Here is a 15,165-nt window from a genome sequence, read left to right as displayed (position 1 = left end):
AGTTGCGTAACGAAACGGGACTTTCGAAAAAGTTCGTGCTTAATAGGAAAGGTCTTGTTCTCCAACGGATCAATCACTATGTCAGCGGTACAAGGTCATTGGCGCGAAGTATCCGAGCAAACTTTGCCGACAGCAATCACTTCGGCAACTTATTTAAATGATTCCAGTAAAATTTCCAGCCAGTTGATTATCATCGTCGAACGCAAGGAAGACTGGGCCTCCTATTTTCCCAGCGAGGACATCGTCACGGCCCAGGAATATCTGGAGCAAACCCGCGACAATGAGCAGGGCAAGCGTGTGCAGGTCATCAACCTGTGCCGCAGTTACAAGTACCTGGGGCACGGTTATTACTGCTCGCTGCTGGCTGAAGCCCGTGGGCACAAGGTTATTCCGTCGGTGCGAACCATCAGCGAACTGACCCGTAAATCCCTTTATGGCCTGGCGCTTGACGACCTGGATAAAACCCTCGAAAAAGCCCTCAGTCATCATGCTTACAGTGACACCGAAGGGTTTACCCTGACATTGTATTTCGGCAAGACCAATATCGAACCTTTGCAGGATTTGGCCAGGCAATTATTTGAAGTGTTTGCCTGTCCGATCTTGTTAGTTGAGTTTCGCCGAACTAACGGCTGGCATATCGAAGGCATCAAGTCGGGTGCGTTGCACAAGTTGCGGGAGGATCAGGAAGATCAATTTTCCCACTCCCTCGACAGTTTCAGTCGCAAGATCTGGCGCCTGCCACGCTCACGACGGCTGGCCCGCTACGACCTGGCCATCCTGCACGATCCCGAGGAAGCCCTGCCACCGTCGAATGCCAGGGCGCTGGACAATTTCGTCCGGGTCGGCAGGACCCTGGGCATCGACGTCGAACTGATCGAGCGCAAGGACTATGCACGGATTGCCGAATACGACGGTTTGTTGATCCGCGAGACCACCAGCGTCGACAACCATACTTTTCGCTTCGCCAAGAAAGCCGAGAGCGAAGGGCTGGTGGTGATGGACGACCCGACGTCGATCCTGCGCTGCACCAACAAGGTGTATCTGACCGACCTGCTCAAGAGTCATCAACTGGGCATGCCCGCCACTGAAATCCTCTACAAGGAGCGTCCGGAAGACTTTGAACGGGTGGGCGAACGACTGGGCTTTCCGCTGGTGTTGAAGATCCCCGACGGTTGTTTCTCCCGGGGCGTGATCAAGGTCGAGAGCCAGCAGGCGTTGCTCGAAGCCACCGCCGAACTGTTCGAACACTCGGTGCTGTTGCTGGCCCAGGAGTTCTTCTACACCGAGTACGACTGGCGCATTGGCGTGCTCAACCGCAAACCGATCTTTGCCTGCCAGTACTTCATGTCCAAGGGCCACTGGCAAATCTACAACCACAAGGCCAAGGGTCAGGACATCAACGGTGAATGCCGCACCCTGGCGGTTCACGAGGCGCCGCGGGCGGTGGTGGAACTGGCGGTGAAGACGGCCAACCTGATCGGCGACGGCCTCTACGGGGTCGACCTCAAACAGTCCGGCGACAAAGTGGTGGTGATCGAGGTCAACGACAACCCGAACATGGACGCCGGCATCGAAGACGCCTACCTGCAGGACGATCTGTACAAGCTGGTGCTGGAAGAGTTCGTTCGGCGTCTGGAGCTTAAACGTCGCGGCCAGGCCTGGTGAAGCCGCGATGATCAAGAGTTTTCAGTTGAGCGGTGGAACGCTGCAGGCCGTCGAGCGATTGGACGCCGAGGTGATGCTGTTCAGTCACCCCGATGCGGCCGAGCGCGACCTGCTGCACAGTCATTTCAAACTCGACGAACACGCCTTGGCCTCGGCGCTGGACCCTGACGAGGTGTCGCGCATCGAGTTCCATCCCGACAACCTGTTCCTGATCTGGAAGCGTCCGGACAGTTACTCCGGCGCCGACAACCTGGGGTTTCAGGTGTCGTCCTGTGGCCTGCTGTTTTCTCCGGGGCGCTTGTTGGTGATCGCCACCGATGACGCACCGCTCAACGGGCTCGGCAAGCGTCAGGCGCTCGACACGCCTCTGGATGTCTTGCTCGATCTGCTGTTCAACAACATCCACCACTATCTGGGGCACTTGAAGGTGATCAAATTGATCGCCCGGGAATTGCAGCAGAAATTCAACGCCTCGATGCAGAATCAGCACCTGATCCAGATGTTCAACCTCAGCGAAAGCCTGATCTATTACATCAATGCGATTCACAGCAATGGCGCTGTGCTGAACCGACTACGCAATCATGCGCAAAAGCAGGGCTTCAACGCCGAGGCCATCAGCCTGATCGATGACCTGATCATCGAAAACAACCAGTGTTACAAGCAGGCGGAAATCTATTCGACGGTGTTCTCCGGCCTCATCGACGCCCGGGGCAACCTGATGAACAACAGCATGAACAACCTGCTGCGCAAGCTGACCTTGATCAACGTGGTGTTTTTGCCCTTGAACCTGATTGCGAGCATCGGCGGCATGTCCGAGTTCAGCATGATGACGGCTGGAACGCCGTGGTGGGTTTCCTACCCCTTGCTGCTGTCGACGATGATGATCGGGGCGGGGGCGATGGTGGTGGGGCTCAAGCGGTTGGCGAAGTGATGGCGGTGAATCAGGCAAATGAAGATGTCGAATCTGACGACCCCTTCGCGAGCAAGCCCGCTCCCACAGGGGATTTCAGTGGGCGCAAGACCCGTGTGGGAGCGGGCTTGCTCGCGAAAGCTATTTCAAGGCTTCTACAACTGTCGAGTCGTAGCAGGCAATTTTCGGCGATCCTGAACCCCGCGAACCACCAGATACAACAATGGCCCAACCGACACAAACACAGCGGTGATCAATAGATAAGGCACCACCGTAACCGCCGACAGCCCGCGCTTTCGCGCATCCCGGTACATCCAGATACCCGCCAGCGTCGCCAGCAAGTACAGATCGATCACCACCTGCGCGGTATCCGGGCGGGACATCAGGCTGATGCCGAAGTCGATCAGCGATTGTTCGGCCTGGAGCATCACCGAAAGGGTATAGCCGGCAAAGGCGATCAGGGCGATAAGGGGCAGGGCAATGGCATTCATGTGTTCCTTCCTTGGGCAATGACTGGAATCGGCAGCCTAGAGGGATCTGCACAAATTTGCCATTGACTTGCCATCAACGCCCGGCTAATTTCGAGCCATGACTTCCACCGTATTGCGCTGCCAGCCAAGCATTATTACCGCCATTCCTCATTTGGCGGGCTAGCACACGACTGCAGCACCCAACCCGCCCTCGAGGCGGGTTTTTACTTTCTGTCTCCCGGGCCCGATCTAATGTCAGGAGACGACCATGAGTTTTACAACCGACCAGCAAGCCCTGCTTGAACGCTACGTTAAAAAAATTCTTGCCGCGCCGGTGTATGAACTGGCGGTGCGCACGCCGTTGCAAGCGGCACCGGCCTTGTCCGAGGCACTGGGCAACCACATCCTGCTCAAGCGTGAAGACCTGCAACCGACCTTTTCCTTCAAGATCCGCGGCGCCTACAACAAGCTGGTGCAACTGAGCGACACGCAAAAGGCTCGCGGCGTGGTCACGGCTTCTGCCGGTAATCATGCCCAGGGTGTGGCGCTGGCGGCGCGGGAGTTGGGGATCAGCGCCACCATCGTAATGCCTTGCACGACGCCGCAATTGAAGGTGATCGGGGTCCGCAGTCAGGGCGCCGATGCGGTATTGCACGGCGAAAGTTTTCCGTTTGCACTAGCCCATGCACTGGCGTTGGCCGGGGAAAGCGGTGGCACCTTTGTTTCGCCCTTTGACGATCCGGATGTGATCGCGGGCCAAGGCACGGTGGCCATGGAAATCCTGCGTCAGCATCAAGGTGCGCTGGATGCGATCTTTGTGCCGGTGGGTGGTGGTGGGCTGATCGCGGGCATCGCCGCTTACATCAAATACTTGCGGCCGCAGGTGCGCATCGTTGGCGTCGAGTCGGAGCATTCGGCGTGCCTGCAAGCGGCGTTGCTGGCCGGTGAGCGAGTCATCCTGACGAATGTCGGCACCTTCGCCGATGGGGTGGCGGTGGCGCAGATCGGCGCTCACGGTTTTGAGGTCTGCCGGTTTTGCGTTGATGAGGTGGTGACAGTCAGCAATGATGAGCTTTGCGCCGCCATCAAGAATATCTACGACGATACCCGCTCGATCACCGAACCTTCCGGTGCGCTGGCCGTGGCCGGAATCAAGCGGTACGTGGCACGCAGCGGGGCCCGCGGGCAGACCCTGGTTGCCATCGACTCCGGTGCCAACATCAACTTTGACAGCCTGGGGCATGTGGCCGAGCGCGCCGCGTTGAGCGGCGCGCCGGCATGACCCTGGTGCAGGCCGGCCGGGTTATTCCCGAATGGCCTTCTCGACCTTGTTCGACGCCGACCAGATTCGGTAGCGCACTTCGATGTCCTTGGGCACGTACAGCACGAGCGGCAGCTTGCTGTTGTAACGCAGCAGGAAGCCGTCACCGACCACCGGCACAAAATCCTGTTTGCTCGTGCCGTCCGGGCAGGCCATCAGCGTACTCATCGGGCCAATGACTTTTTCCAGGCGATAGAAGGGGTAGCCCCAACCCTCGAGGTTTTTCTCTTCGAGAATGCCGCCCAGACGCGGGTGATTGCAGTCCACGGTCATGGTTTTACCGGCCAGGATCTCGACCTGGAAGTCGTCTTCCCGGGGCTGTGGCGCGAGGTGAATCACCTGGCGGGTAAAACCGCTCTCGGCTTTCGGATAGGGCGCGGTGTCTTCGAGTTTGGCGGCGTGCGCCGTATTGGCAAGCCCCAGTGCGAACAGCGCTGCGCAAGCGTTAACGGTCAAAGAACTCATGATGCCTCCTTGCTTGAAGTGAAGGGCGGCATTTTCACTGTCATGTGCGGCGAATGCAAACCCGCGGCGTCCAACGTGCAAATTGCAGAGATGTGAGGGGCGTATAATGCAAACTGCATGGCAGGTTTTACAGGTGGCTGGCCTAAACCCTTGATTTGCCGATGAGCTGCGCAGCGAAATTCGGGGCATGTTTTATGCTGTAGCTGTCCTTGAAGCTTGCCACGCTTTTATATGAGCGAGCATTGATCGTTATTGGCAGTCTCACAAAAGGAGAGGGTCGTCATGTTTCTTTCTGCCTTGGAACTACGCAATATCATCGAAAGCAGCTTTTTGCCCAAGCGCTGCGAATGCACGTTGTCACCGGATCTGTCGATGACCGTGAAAATCTATGCCGACGGGCAAACCGATCAGCTCGATCTGATGGTCACCGGCATCGATGCCTCCGGTCTCAATGGTTGTCGGGAAATAAACGAGTTGATTGCCCAACTGCGTTCCAGGCAGCGTCATGTAGAAGTCGAGCCACCCTCGATGCTGGGCAAAGCGCTTTAACCTGCTGTTTCGAGTTCCATCGACACGCGCCGGGTCTGGAAGAACGCCAGGCCCAGCGCCAGTTCAAGCCCGACAGCCAGCAACATGCCCGGCCCGACATGGCCGGCGAGCCATTCGGCAAAACCCAGCACGGCCAATCCCCAGCAGCCGACGACGAAGCCGAGGCTCAGCGCATGGCGGGTTGCGCAAGGGGGGGCGTTGCGAACCAGGTAAGAGATCACGCTAAACGCTGCGAACAGCACGGCGGTGCGGCGCGCGACCAATCCGGCCACGAATGAAAACTCGATACCCCAGATCGACAGTAGCCATTGCGGTGCCAACCCCCAGACCAGGCTCAGCAAAAGGCATAAGGCGGCGGTAAACATCGACAACGTGCGAAACGAAAACTGCATGGCCAATCCTTGCGGGCAGTGAGGGAGGCGCTAGAGCATAGCGCCGCCGCCCTCAAAGGAACACCGCCAAGTATCAAATCAGATGTTTCGGTCAGCCTTGGTTCTCGCAGGCGTCGGAAAGTTTACGGTAGGTGATTTCTGCGGGTTTCCCCGTTTCATCGATGTACTTCATGTCGGCCTTCACCACTTTGCAATCCAGAGTGTCCGGCTCTGTCAGTGAAATCACTTTGCTGACATGCAATGGCATGCCGTAGTGGTAGGGCACGGCCTGAGCGGTCGTGGTGTCATTGGCCTGGGCCAGACCGGCATACGCGGTGCAGGCGAGGGTGGCGGTAACCAGCAAGATGCGAGTGTTCATCAGCGATCTCCAGTGCGTACGGAAAGTCAGTTCGATGTGTGGCCTGTCGAACCTGCCGCACCGGGCGTCAGAACAGTCTGAGGGCGTGCGGTCCAGTGAAGTGTCGGATCGCACGGTTAAACGAGGGTTAACCCGGCTGAACGCCGCCTGTCGCGATGGCGCGATCCTGTGTATCAGTTAAGACCATCGGGCGCCTGATAGAAAGTCATCGCGAGCAAGCTCGCTCCCACAACCTTGTGGGAGCGAGCTTGCTCGCGAAGAGGCCCTCGAAATCAGCGCAGATCCAACTGCTCCCGATAAGGCAGATCCGGCCCGGTCTTGCTGCACGTCAACGCCGCCGCCTGCACCGCGAACTTCAGCATGCCGTCAATCTGCTCGCGGCCAAGCTGCTTTACACCCTCCACCGAATCCAGTTGCTGCTCGGTCAACCAGGCAATCAACGCCGCTTGAAAGGTATCGCCCGCGCCCACGGTGTCGGCGATTTTTACCGCGCAGGCCGGAGCCGACCACGAGCCGTGAACCCGGCTGAACACGGTCGCGCCTTCGCCGCCCCGGGTCAGGAACGCCAACTGACAGCGCTGCTGCATCCAGCCCTCGATCACTTGCGCCGGATCCTGGCCTGGGTACAAAAGATGCAGGTCCTCGTCGCTGACCTTGATCAGGTCGGCCAATTCCACCAGCGTCGCGATCCGTTTACGCCACCGTTCAATGTCCGGCTCCGGGTTCAGGCGCACGTTCGGGTCGAGGCTGATCAGGCGTTTGCCGCTTTCCCGGTGCACCAATGCCAACAGGGTGTCGGCAATCGGCTGTACCACCAGGGAAAACGATCCAATATGCAGGCCGCGCACTTCAGGCCCGAGTGCCGGCAGGTGCTGCGGCTGCAACTGTCGATCGGCGCAGCCTTCGCCACGGAAGCTGTATTGCGGCGAGCCATTGGCGCCCACGGCGACCATCGCCAGGGTGGTCGGCGCGGCGAAATCCAGCAGAAAGTCCTGGCGCACACCTTCATCCTGCAGCACCTGCAACAGGCGCCGGCCCAGGTAGTCGGTGGACAACCCGGCCAACAGCGCCGAATCCACGCCCAACCGGCGCAATCCCACGGCCACGTTGAACGGCGAGCCACCGGCAATGGCTTTGAAATTCACTTTGGACGCCAGACCGCCGGCGTCGTCTTCACTGAAAAAATCGAACAGCGCTTCGCCACACACCAGGTACATAGTTGTTCACTCTTCAAAGGGTTGCGACATGTTGTCGATAGCGTTCATAAGCCTGCTGACTGGCTCGTACATTGTCGGCGACCGGAAGGGTTTCGCTGGCCGGGTCGAGCTTTACGCAGCGCTCGCACAAGTCCGCCAGGCTGAGCTCGTTCCCTGTCGCCCGGGATACGCACCAGGCCGCCTGGATCGCCGCACCCAGGGCCGCGGCCTCGCTTTGTTCCGTGCAAATCACGGGGGTATTCATGGTATCGGCGACGATCTGCCGCCACACCGCGCTTTTCGAACCACCACCGATCAGCCGGATGCTGCGGCTTTGTAAGCCATTGTGGCGCAGCAGGTCCAGTCCGTAACGCAAACCGAATGTCGTGCCTTCGACGACCGCGCGGCACAGGTTGGCCCGGGTCAGGTTGCTCATGGTCAGGCCCGACAGGCTGCCGCTGGCATGGGGCAGGGCGGGCACCCGCTCGCCGTTGAAGAACGGCAACATGCTCACGCCTTCGGCACCGATGGGCGCTTTGGCAACCAGCGCGTTGAACTGATCGATGTCGAGGTCCAGCAGGTCGCGAACCAGGCCGGTGGCATTGGTCAGGTTCATGGTGCAGATCAATGGCAGCCAGCCGCCACTGGAAGAACAGAACGTGGCGACTGCGGCATCCGGGGCAACGTTCGGCCGGTCGGCATAGGCGTACACCGTGCCTGACGAGCCGAGGCTCATGGTGATTGCGCCGGGCTGGATATTGCCGGTGCCGATGGCCCCCATCATGTTATCGCCGCCGCCACTGGACACCTGGGCCCGCGGATTGATGCCCAGGTGCTCGGCAATCCCCGGCAGAATCGTGCCGACCGCCTGGTGCGCATCGATCAGCTCGGGCAGCGCGGCTTGCAGGCGTCCGCTGGGGTCGATGTCGCACAACAACTGCACATCCCACTGCCGGGTACGCACATTGAAATACCCGGTGCCCGACGCATCACCGTATTCGCTGCAACTGCGGCCGGTGAGCCAATGGTTGAGGTAGTCGTGGGGCAGCAGGATATGGGCGATCCGGGAAAACACCTCGGGATGTCGCTCTTTGGTCCAGAGCAGCTTGGATAAGGTATAGCCCGGCGCGATGACCACGCCGAGGCGATCCAGCGAAGCCTGTTCGCCGCCGAGGTGGGCCAGGAGACGGTCATTCTCCGGCGTGGTTTCGGTGTCGCACCAGAGCTTGGCCGGACGCAGCACCTGGCCCTGTTCGTCGAGCAGCACCAGGCCATGTTGCTGGCCGGACACGCCAATGCCGAGGATCGACTGGCCATCGACCCTGGCCGCGAGCAACGCGCGGCGGGTGGCCGTGGCGAAGGCTTCCAGCCACTGATGGGTCTCCTGTTCGCGGCGGCCGTTGGCCGCGCTGATCAGGCTGTGGCTGGCCGCGCCCTGGCCGAGCACTTCACCACTGACCGCGTCGAGGATGATGGCCTTGGTGCCCTGGGTGCCGCAGTCGATGCCGAGGAAGAGTTGTTGGTTTGGCATAGTAGATCCTTGGATCATTCAACTTGGATGTCGCCTGTCAGGCCGCCTTCGCGAGCAATCCCGCTCCCACCCTTGAAATGCATTCCCCTGTGGGAGCGGGCTTGCTCGCGAAGACGGCAGCAGTTCCACCGCAGGACTTACGCCAACACCCGCTCCAGCGTCCGCGACACCCCCACCTCGCGCAAACTGTTACAACACCACTCGAACGCCGCGACAAACTCCGGCGAGCGGGGTATCGCCGTACCAAAGATCTCCTCGACCGCCAGCAACCGCTGGGTAATCAGCACATCATCGGCCACCAGTGCCTGGCAGAACCCGGCACGAGGATCGGGAATGCTGTACGTGTCGCCATGTTCATCCACGCCCTTCAGGTACAAGGCCCACGCCGCCACCACCAACGCCGCGCGTTTGGTTTCGCGGCCATCGGCGATCAGGCGGTTGATGGTCGGTACGGTGAATTTCGGAAACTTCGAAGAGCCGTCCGAACACACCCGTTCAAGCTGGTCGGCAATCGCCTGATTGGAGAAGCGCGCCACCAGGGTGTTCTTGTACTCGGTCAGGTCGATTCCCGGCACCGGGGCCAGTTGCGGCGTCACGTCCAGGTCCATGTAGGCGCGCATGTAGCGTACGAACAACGGATCGCTCATGGTCTCGTGGACGAAACGGTAACCCTTGAGGAATCCCAGGTAGGTCAGCGCCAGATGGCTGCCGTTGAGCAGTTTGATCTTCATGTCTTCGTAGGGCGTGACGTCGTCGGTGAACTGCACGCCGACCTTTTCCCAGGCCGGGCGACCGTTGACGAACTTGTCTTCCAGCACCCATTGCACAAAGGGTTCGCAGACCACCGGCCAGGCATCGTCTACCCCATGCTGGTCCGCCAGTTGCAAGCGGTGCGAGGTGCTGGTCATCGGCGTGATGCGGTCGACCATGGCGTTGGGGAAACTGACGTGGGTGTCGATCCAGTCGCGCAGTGGGATGTCGTGCAAGGCGGCGAAGGCCAGCAGGGCCTTGCGGGTGACGGCGCCATTGTGCGGCAGGTTATCGCAGGACATCAGGGTGAAGGCTGCTGTGCCGGCGGCGCGGCGCCTGGCCAGTGCGGCACAGAGCAAGCCGAACACGGTCGTTGGCGTGTCGGGGTGCGCGAGGTCATGCCGGATCTGCGGCAAGTGCGCCATGAACTCACCGGTGCTGTCGTCAATGCAATAACCGCCCTCGGTGATGGTCAGCGAGACGATGCGGATCTCGGGACTGGCCAGTTTGTCGATCAGCGCCCGGGTGTCGTCTTCGGCCAGCAGCATGTCGCGGATGGCCCCGATCACCCGCACTTCGGTGTCGTCGCCATCGCCGAGCTCGAACAGGGTGAACAGGTAGTCCTGATCCTTGAGATCGTCACGGGCGCGACGGTCCTCGGCACGCAGGCCGACGCCACAAATGGCCCAGTCCAGGCCTTCACCGGTGTTCATCAGCGCATCGGTGTAAAACGCCTGGTGGGCGCGATGGAAACCGCCGACGCCGATGTGCGCAATGCCTTGACGGGTATCGCCCAGCGCGTAGGCGGGCAGGGCCACTCCGGGGGCGAGGCGGTTGAGGTTCTGTTTATTGAGTTTCATCACAGTCTCTCTGGGATCAGGCGGCAACGCGCAATGGGCGGGTCAACGCCACACCGTCGGCATCGAATAAATGGCAGTGTTGCGCGTCCAGGTGCAGGCTCAGGGTTTCGCCGTAGCGGCTGGCCAGGTCGCCGCGAACGCGCATGGTCAGGGCTTCGCCGGAGGAAGTCCGGACGTGGCAGAACGTGTCGCTGCCCAGGCGTTCGCTGACATCGGCGGTGACCTGCAAGGTGCAATCGCCGGGTTTGGCCAGTTCCAGGTGTTCCGGGCGAATGCCCAGGGTCACTGCGCTGCCGACGCTCAGGTTGGCGCCGCTCAGAGCGAGGCTGATGCGGGTGCCAGCGTCCAGTTGCACCTCGCAGCCCCGGCTGTCGACGCGGGTGACCTTGCCCTTGAGGAAGCCCATTTTCGGCGTACCGAGGAAACCGGCGACGAACAGGTTGGCGGGCTGGTGATAGAGATCCAGCGGCGAGCCGACTTGCTCGATCTTGCCGCCGTTGAGCACAACCACTTTGTCGGCCATGGTCATGGCTTCGACCTGGTCGTGGGTGACGTAGATCATCGTCGCTTGCAGGTCTTTGTGCAGGCGCAGCAATTCCAGGCGCATCTGCACCCGCAGGGCCGCGTCGAGGTTGGACAGCGGTTCGTCGAACAGGAAGATTTTCGGGTTGCGCACGATGGCCCGGCCAATCGCCACGCGCTGGCGCTGGCCGCCGGACAATTGCTTGGGCTTGCGCTCCAGCATTGGCCCCAGTTCGAGGATGCGCGCCGCTTCGCTGACCTTTTTTTCCACTTCGGCTTTCGCTACGCCGGCAAGGTCAAGGGCGAATGACATGTTCTTGCGTACGCTCATGTGCGGGTACAGGGCGTAGGTCTGGAACACCATCGCCAGGTCGCGCTTGGCCGGGCTCACTTCGGTGATGTCGCGGCCATCGAGTTCGATGGTGCCGCCGCTGACTTCTTCGAGCCCGGCGATCAGGCGCAGCAGCGTGGATTTGCCGCAGCCCGACGGGCCGACGAAGACCACGAATTCCTTGTCGTTCACTTCCAGGTCGATGCCCTTGATGATGGAAAAACCTTCGAAGCCTTTTTGCAGATTCTTGATTTTCAGGTTGGCCATGGTGGTGGGCCTCCGGTTGATTTTTTTTAAGATCAAAAGATCGCAGCCTGCGGCAGCTCCTACAGGGGGAACGGTGTGCTTTATGTAGGAGCTGCCGAAGGCTGCGATCTTTTGCTTTTGATTCATTTCACCGCGCCGAACGACAGGCCGCGGACCAACTGTTTCTGGCTGATCCAGCCGAAGATCAGGATCGGCGCACAGGCCAGGGTCGAGACCGCCGACAACTTTGCCCAGAACAGCCCTTCGGGGCTTGAGTAGGAGGCAATCAACGCGGTCAGTGGCGCGGCTTTCGAGGAGGTCAGGTTCAGCGACCAGAAGGCCTCGTTCCAGCACAGGATCAGCGACAGCAGCACCGTGGACGCCAGGCCGCCCTTGGCGATCGGCAGCAATACCCGGAGCATCTCCTGGACCAGCGTTGCGCCATCCAGCCGCGCGGCTTCGAGGATGTCTCGGGGGATGTCCTTGAAGTAGGTGTAAATCATCCAGACCACGATCGGCAGGTTGATCAGCGTGTAGATGACGATCAGCGCAATCCGCGTGTCGAGCAGGCCGAAACTCTTGGCCAGCAGGTAGATCGGCATCAGCACGCCCACCGGCGGCAGCATCTTGGTCGAGAGCATCCACAGCAGCGTGCCTCTGGTGCGCCGGGTTTCGTAGAACGCCATCGAGTAGGCCGCCGGCACCGCGATCAGCAGGCACAGGGCCGTGGCGCTGAAGGAAATCACCACCGAGTTCCAGGCAAAACTGAAGTAATCACTGCGCTCGTTGATGTGCAGGTAGTTCTCCAGCGTCGGTGTGAAGATGAACTGTGGCGGCGTGGCGAAGGCCTCGATCTCGGTCTTGAAGCTGGTCAGTACCATCCAGAAGATCGGGAAGAAGATCAGGATCGCGATGGCCCAGGCCAGCGTACCGAGCAACAGGCTTTGCAAACGACGGGATTGTTGAAGAGTCATGGCAGGCCTCAGGCTTTGTCGGTCAGGTTATTGCCGATCATCCGCACCAGAATGATCGCCGCGATGTTGGCAATGACCACCGCGATCAAGCCGCCCGCCGAGGCCATGCCGACGTCGAACTGCACCAGCGCCTGGTTGTAGATCAGGTAGGCGAGGTTGGTCGAGGCATAGCCGGGGCCGCCGTTGGTGGTGGTGAAGATTTCGGCGAACACCGAGAGCAGGAAGATGGTTTCGATCATCACCACCACCGCAATCGGTCGCGCCAGGTGCGGCAGGGTCAGGTGCCAGAAGATCGCGATGGGGCCGGCACCGTCCAGGCGTGCGGCCTCTTTCTGTTCCTGGTCGAGGGACTGCATCGCGGTCATCAGGATCAGGATGGCGAACGGCAGCCATTGCCACGAGACAATGATGATGATCGACAGCAGCGGGTAGTGCGCCAGCCAGTCCACCGGTTGTGCGCCGAACAGTTTCCAGACGTAGGCGAGAATCCCCGACACCGGGTGGAAAATCAGGTTCTTCCAGATCAGCGCGCCGACCGTGGGCATGATGAAAAACGGCGAGATCAGCATGACCCGCACGATGCCGCGACCGAAAAACTCACTGGCCTCCAGCAGTGCACTGATCAGTACACCGAACACCACGCTGATCAACAGCACGCTGCCCACCAGCAACAGGGTGTTGGTGGCGCCGGGCAGGAAGCCTGAATCGGTGAGGAAGTAGGTGAAGTTCTCCAGCCCGACGAACGCGTTCTCGCCGGGATCGAGCAGGTTGTAGCGAATCGTCGAGAAGTAGAGGGTCATGCCCAACGGCACGATCATCCACAACAGCAGCAGTGCCACCGAAGGGCTGACCAGAAACCAGCCGGGATTGGCCACGCGGCTTTTGCGCAGGGGTAGGGCAATGTCCATGTGAGCTTTGGCAGTTGATGTATTCATGGTGATCAGAACCAGTCGAGTACGGGCAGATGAAAATCAACTGTGGGAGCGGGCTTGTGTGGCGAGGGGGCTTGCCCCCGTTGGGTCGCGAAGCGGCCCCAAGCTTTGCGACTGCTTCGCAGCCGAACGGGGGCAAGCCCCCTCGCCACACAAGCCCGCTCCCACATGGGTGACGGGGTTACTTGGGATACCCGGCGCGCTTCATCTCGCGCTCGGTGGTTTGCTGGGCCGCCGCCAATGCCTGGTCGACCGTGGTCTGGCCGATCAGCGCCGCCGAGAAGGATTTGCCGACCTGAGTACCAATGCCCTGGAACTCGGGAATGGTCACCAACTGGATGCCGATGTAAGGCACCGGTTTCAGCGTCGGCTTGCCCGGGTCCGCGGCCTTGAGCGATTCGAGCGTAACCCTGGCGAACGGCGCGGCACTCATGTAGGCCTCGCTGTAGGTCGAGGCCCGGGTGCCCGGCGGCACGTTGGCGATGCCGTCTTTTTCCGCGACCAGTGCGCTGTATTCCCGGGAAGTGGCCCAGGCGCTGAAGGTTTTCGCCGCGTCCTTGGCCTTGGAACTGGTCGGAATGGCCAGTGCCCAGGAATACAACCATGCCGAACCCTTGTCAGTGACCTGATGCGGCGCATAGGTGAAGCCGACGTGATCGGCGACCTTGCTCTGAGTCTTGTCGGTGACGAACGAGCCGGCGACGCTGGCATCGACCCAGATCGCGCATTTGCCGCTGTTGAACAGCGCCAGGTTTTCGTTGAAACCGTTGCTCGATGCGCCCGGTGGGCCGGATTTCTTCATGGTGTCGACGTAGAAGTTCAGCGCATTCTTCCACTCGGGCCCGTTGAATTCCGGTTGCCACTTTTCGTCGAACCAGCGCGCGCCATAGGCGTTGGCGACGGTGGTGATCAGCGCCATGTTCTCGCCCCAGCCGGCCTTGCCCCGCAGGCAGATGCCGTACTGTTCCTGGTCCGGTTTGTTGAGTTTGGCGGCGAATTCACCGATCTGCTCCCAGGTCGGACGCTCGGGCATGCTCAGGCCGGCGTCCTTGAACAAATCGGTGCGGTAATAGGTGATCGAGCTTTCGGCGTAGAACGGCAGGGCGTACAGCGAGCCTTTGACCGACAGGCCTTCGCGAACCGACGGGAATACGTCGTCCAGGGCATAGCTGGCCGGCAAATCCTTCATCGGCTCCAGCCAGCCCTTGGCGCCCCAGAGTGCCGCTTCGTACATGCCGATGGTCAGCACGTCGAATTGCCCGCCCTGGGTGGCGATGTCGGTGGTCAGGCGCTGGCGCAGGACGTTTTCCTCGAGCACCACCCAATTGAGCTTGATGTCCGGGTGCTCGGCCTCGAAGGTTTTCGAGAGCTTTTGCATGCGGATCATGTCGCTGTTGTTGACGGTGGCGATGGTCAGGGTCTGGGCGCCAAGGCTGACGCTGCTGAGGGTCATGCAGGTGAGGGCAAGCAGGGCTTTTACCGAAGGTTGCATCGTGCACTCCTTTTCTGCACCCGGCGGGATACAGAAGGACAGTTATTGTTTTTGTGTCTTCCGAAGGCAGGAAGAATGTGCACGGATTACAACCTTCATTGGAGGGCGAGACAAATCATCCATCGCACTTCAACTGATACTTTTTTGCACTGGTATTTTGGGCTATAGATGAAAGGAAGGGCTTCTCAGCGATGGGGCGGC

15 protein-coding genes are annotated in these 15,165 nt (G+C 60.3%); 4 read left to right on the top strand and 11 right to left on the bottom strand.

Features of this window, described 5'->3' with window-relative positions:
- The first annotated feature begins 78 nt into the window (after window positions 1-78).
- Window positions 79-1,665, top strand: coding sequence for a RimK family protein (locus C9422_RS09150; RefSeq protein WP_116580408.1), 1,587 nt, complete (start codon window positions 79-81; stop codon window positions 1,663-1,665).
- A gap of 7 nt (window positions 1,666-1,672) precedes the next feature.
- Entirely contained in the window at window positions 1,673-2,596 is a 924-nt protein-coding gene (locus C9422_RS09145; protein ID WP_104447215.1) for a magnesium transporter CorA family protein, read from the top strand.
- A gap of 134 nt (window positions 2,597-2,730) precedes the next feature.
- On the opposite strand, the gene C9422_RS09140 is transcribed toward C9422_RS09145, so the two are convergent.
- Entirely contained in the window at window positions 2,731-3,066 is a 336-nt protein-coding gene (locus C9422_RS09140; RefSeq protein WP_102702510.1) for a DUF2834 domain-containing protein, read from the bottom strand.
- Between the two features lie 247 nt (window positions 3,067-3,313).
- On the opposite strand from C9422_RS09140, the gene ilvA reads away from it, so the two are divergent.
- Window positions 3,314-4,327, top strand: coding sequence for a threonine ammonia-lyase, biosynthetic (ilvA, locus tag C9422_RS09135; RefSeq protein WP_116580407.1), 1,014 nt, complete (start codon window positions 3,314-3,316; stop codon window positions 4,325-4,327).
- Between the two features lie 21 nt (window positions 4,328-4,348).
- Here the strand turns inward: ilvA and eco are convergent, their stop codons facing one another.
- Window positions 4,349-4,831: a serine protease inhibitor ecotin gene (gene eco, locus C9422_RS09130; protein ID WP_007970022.1), complete on the bottom strand. Its 483-nt coding sequence runs from the start codon at window positions 4,829-4,831 to the stop codon at window positions 4,349-4,351.
- Between the two features lie 282 nt (window positions 4,832-5,113).
- On the opposite strand from eco, the gene C9422_RS09125 reads away from it, so the two are divergent.
- Window positions 5,114-5,380, top strand: coding sequence for a DUF1652 domain-containing protein (locus C9422_RS09125; protein ID WP_116580406.1), 267 nt, complete (start codon window positions 5,114-5,116; stop codon window positions 5,378-5,380).
- Here C9422_RS09125 and C9422_RS09120 read toward each other — a convergent pair.
- The 9 genes from C9422_RS09120 to C9422_RS09080 all read right to left on the bottom strand — a co-directional run bounded on the left by C9422_RS09120 (window position 5,377) and on the right by C9422_RS09080 (window position 14,964).
- The gene (locus tag C9422_RS09120; RefSeq protein ID WP_116580405.1) at window positions 5,377-5,772 is read right to left on the bottom strand and encodes a hypothetical protein; all 396 of its coding nucleotides are present in this window, start codon (window positions 5,770-5,772) and stop codon (window positions 5,377-5,379) included. The two genes, C9422_RS09125 and C9422_RS09120, sit on opposite strands and share 4 nt — an antisense overlap.
- A 91-nt stretch (window positions 5,773-5,863) precedes the next feature.
- The gene (locus C9422_RS09115; protein WP_116580404.1) at window positions 5,864-6,130 is read right to left on the bottom strand and encodes a DUF2790 domain-containing protein; all 267 of its coding nucleotides are present in this window, start codon (window positions 6,128-6,130) and stop codon (window positions 5,864-5,866) included.
- Between the two features lie 272 nt (window positions 6,131-6,402).
- Window positions 6,403-7,347 carry a carbohydrate kinase gene (locus C9422_RS09110; protein WP_116580403.1) on the bottom strand — a complete coding sequence of 315 codons (945 nt, stop codon included), beginning with the start codon at window positions 7,345-7,347 and terminating at the stop codon, window positions 6,403-6,405.
- Window positions 7,348-7,360: 13 nt separating this feature from the next.
- Window positions 7,361-8,857 carry a xylulokinase gene (xylB, locus tag C9422_RS09105; protein WP_116580402.1) on the bottom strand — a complete coding sequence of 499 codons (1,497 nt, stop codon included), beginning with the start codon at window positions 8,855-8,857 and terminating at the stop codon, window positions 7,361-7,363.
- Between the two features lie 137 nt (window positions 8,858-8,994).
- Window positions 8,995-10,467, bottom strand: coding sequence for a mannitol dehydrogenase family protein (locus C9422_RS09100; protein WP_116580401.1), 1,473 nt, complete (start codon window positions 10,465-10,467; stop codon window positions 8,995-8,997).
- Window positions 10,468-10,483: 16 nt separating this feature from the next.
- The gene (locus C9422_RS09095; RefSeq protein WP_116580400.1) at window positions 10,484-11,587 is read right to left on the bottom strand and encodes an ABC transporter ATP-binding protein; all 1,104 of its coding nucleotides are present in this window, start codon (window positions 11,585-11,587) and stop codon (window positions 10,484-10,486) included.
- Between the two features lie 122 nt (window positions 11,588-11,709).
- The gene (locus tag C9422_RS09090; RefSeq protein ID WP_095966710.1) at window positions 11,710-12,540 is read right to left on the bottom strand and encodes a carbohydrate ABC transporter permease; all 831 of its coding nucleotides are present in this window, start codon (window positions 12,538-12,540) and stop codon (window positions 11,710-11,712) included.
- Between the two features lie 8 nt (window positions 12,541-12,548).
- Window positions 12,549-13,475 carry a carbohydrate ABC transporter permease gene (locus tag C9422_RS09085; protein ID WP_116580399.1) on the bottom strand — a complete coding sequence of 309 codons (927 nt, stop codon included), beginning with the start codon at window positions 13,473-13,475 and terminating at the stop codon, window positions 12,549-12,551.
- Window positions 13,476-13,653: 178 nt separating this feature from the next.
- Window positions 13,654-14,964: a sugar ABC transporter substrate-binding protein gene (locus tag C9422_RS09080; RefSeq protein WP_116580398.1), complete on the bottom strand. Its 1,311-nt coding sequence runs from the start codon at window positions 14,962-14,964 to the stop codon at window positions 13,654-13,656.
- Window positions 14,965-15,165 lie beyond the last annotated feature (201 nt).

Source organism: Pseudomonas sp. B1(2018), from assembly GCF_003097365.1.
GTDB classification, from domain to species: domain Bacteria; phylum Pseudomonadota; class Gammaproteobacteria; order Pseudomonadales; family Pseudomonadaceae; genus Aquipseudomonas; species Aquipseudomonas laurylsulfatiphila.
This window is presented reverse-complemented; position numbering and strand designations above follow the sequence as displayed.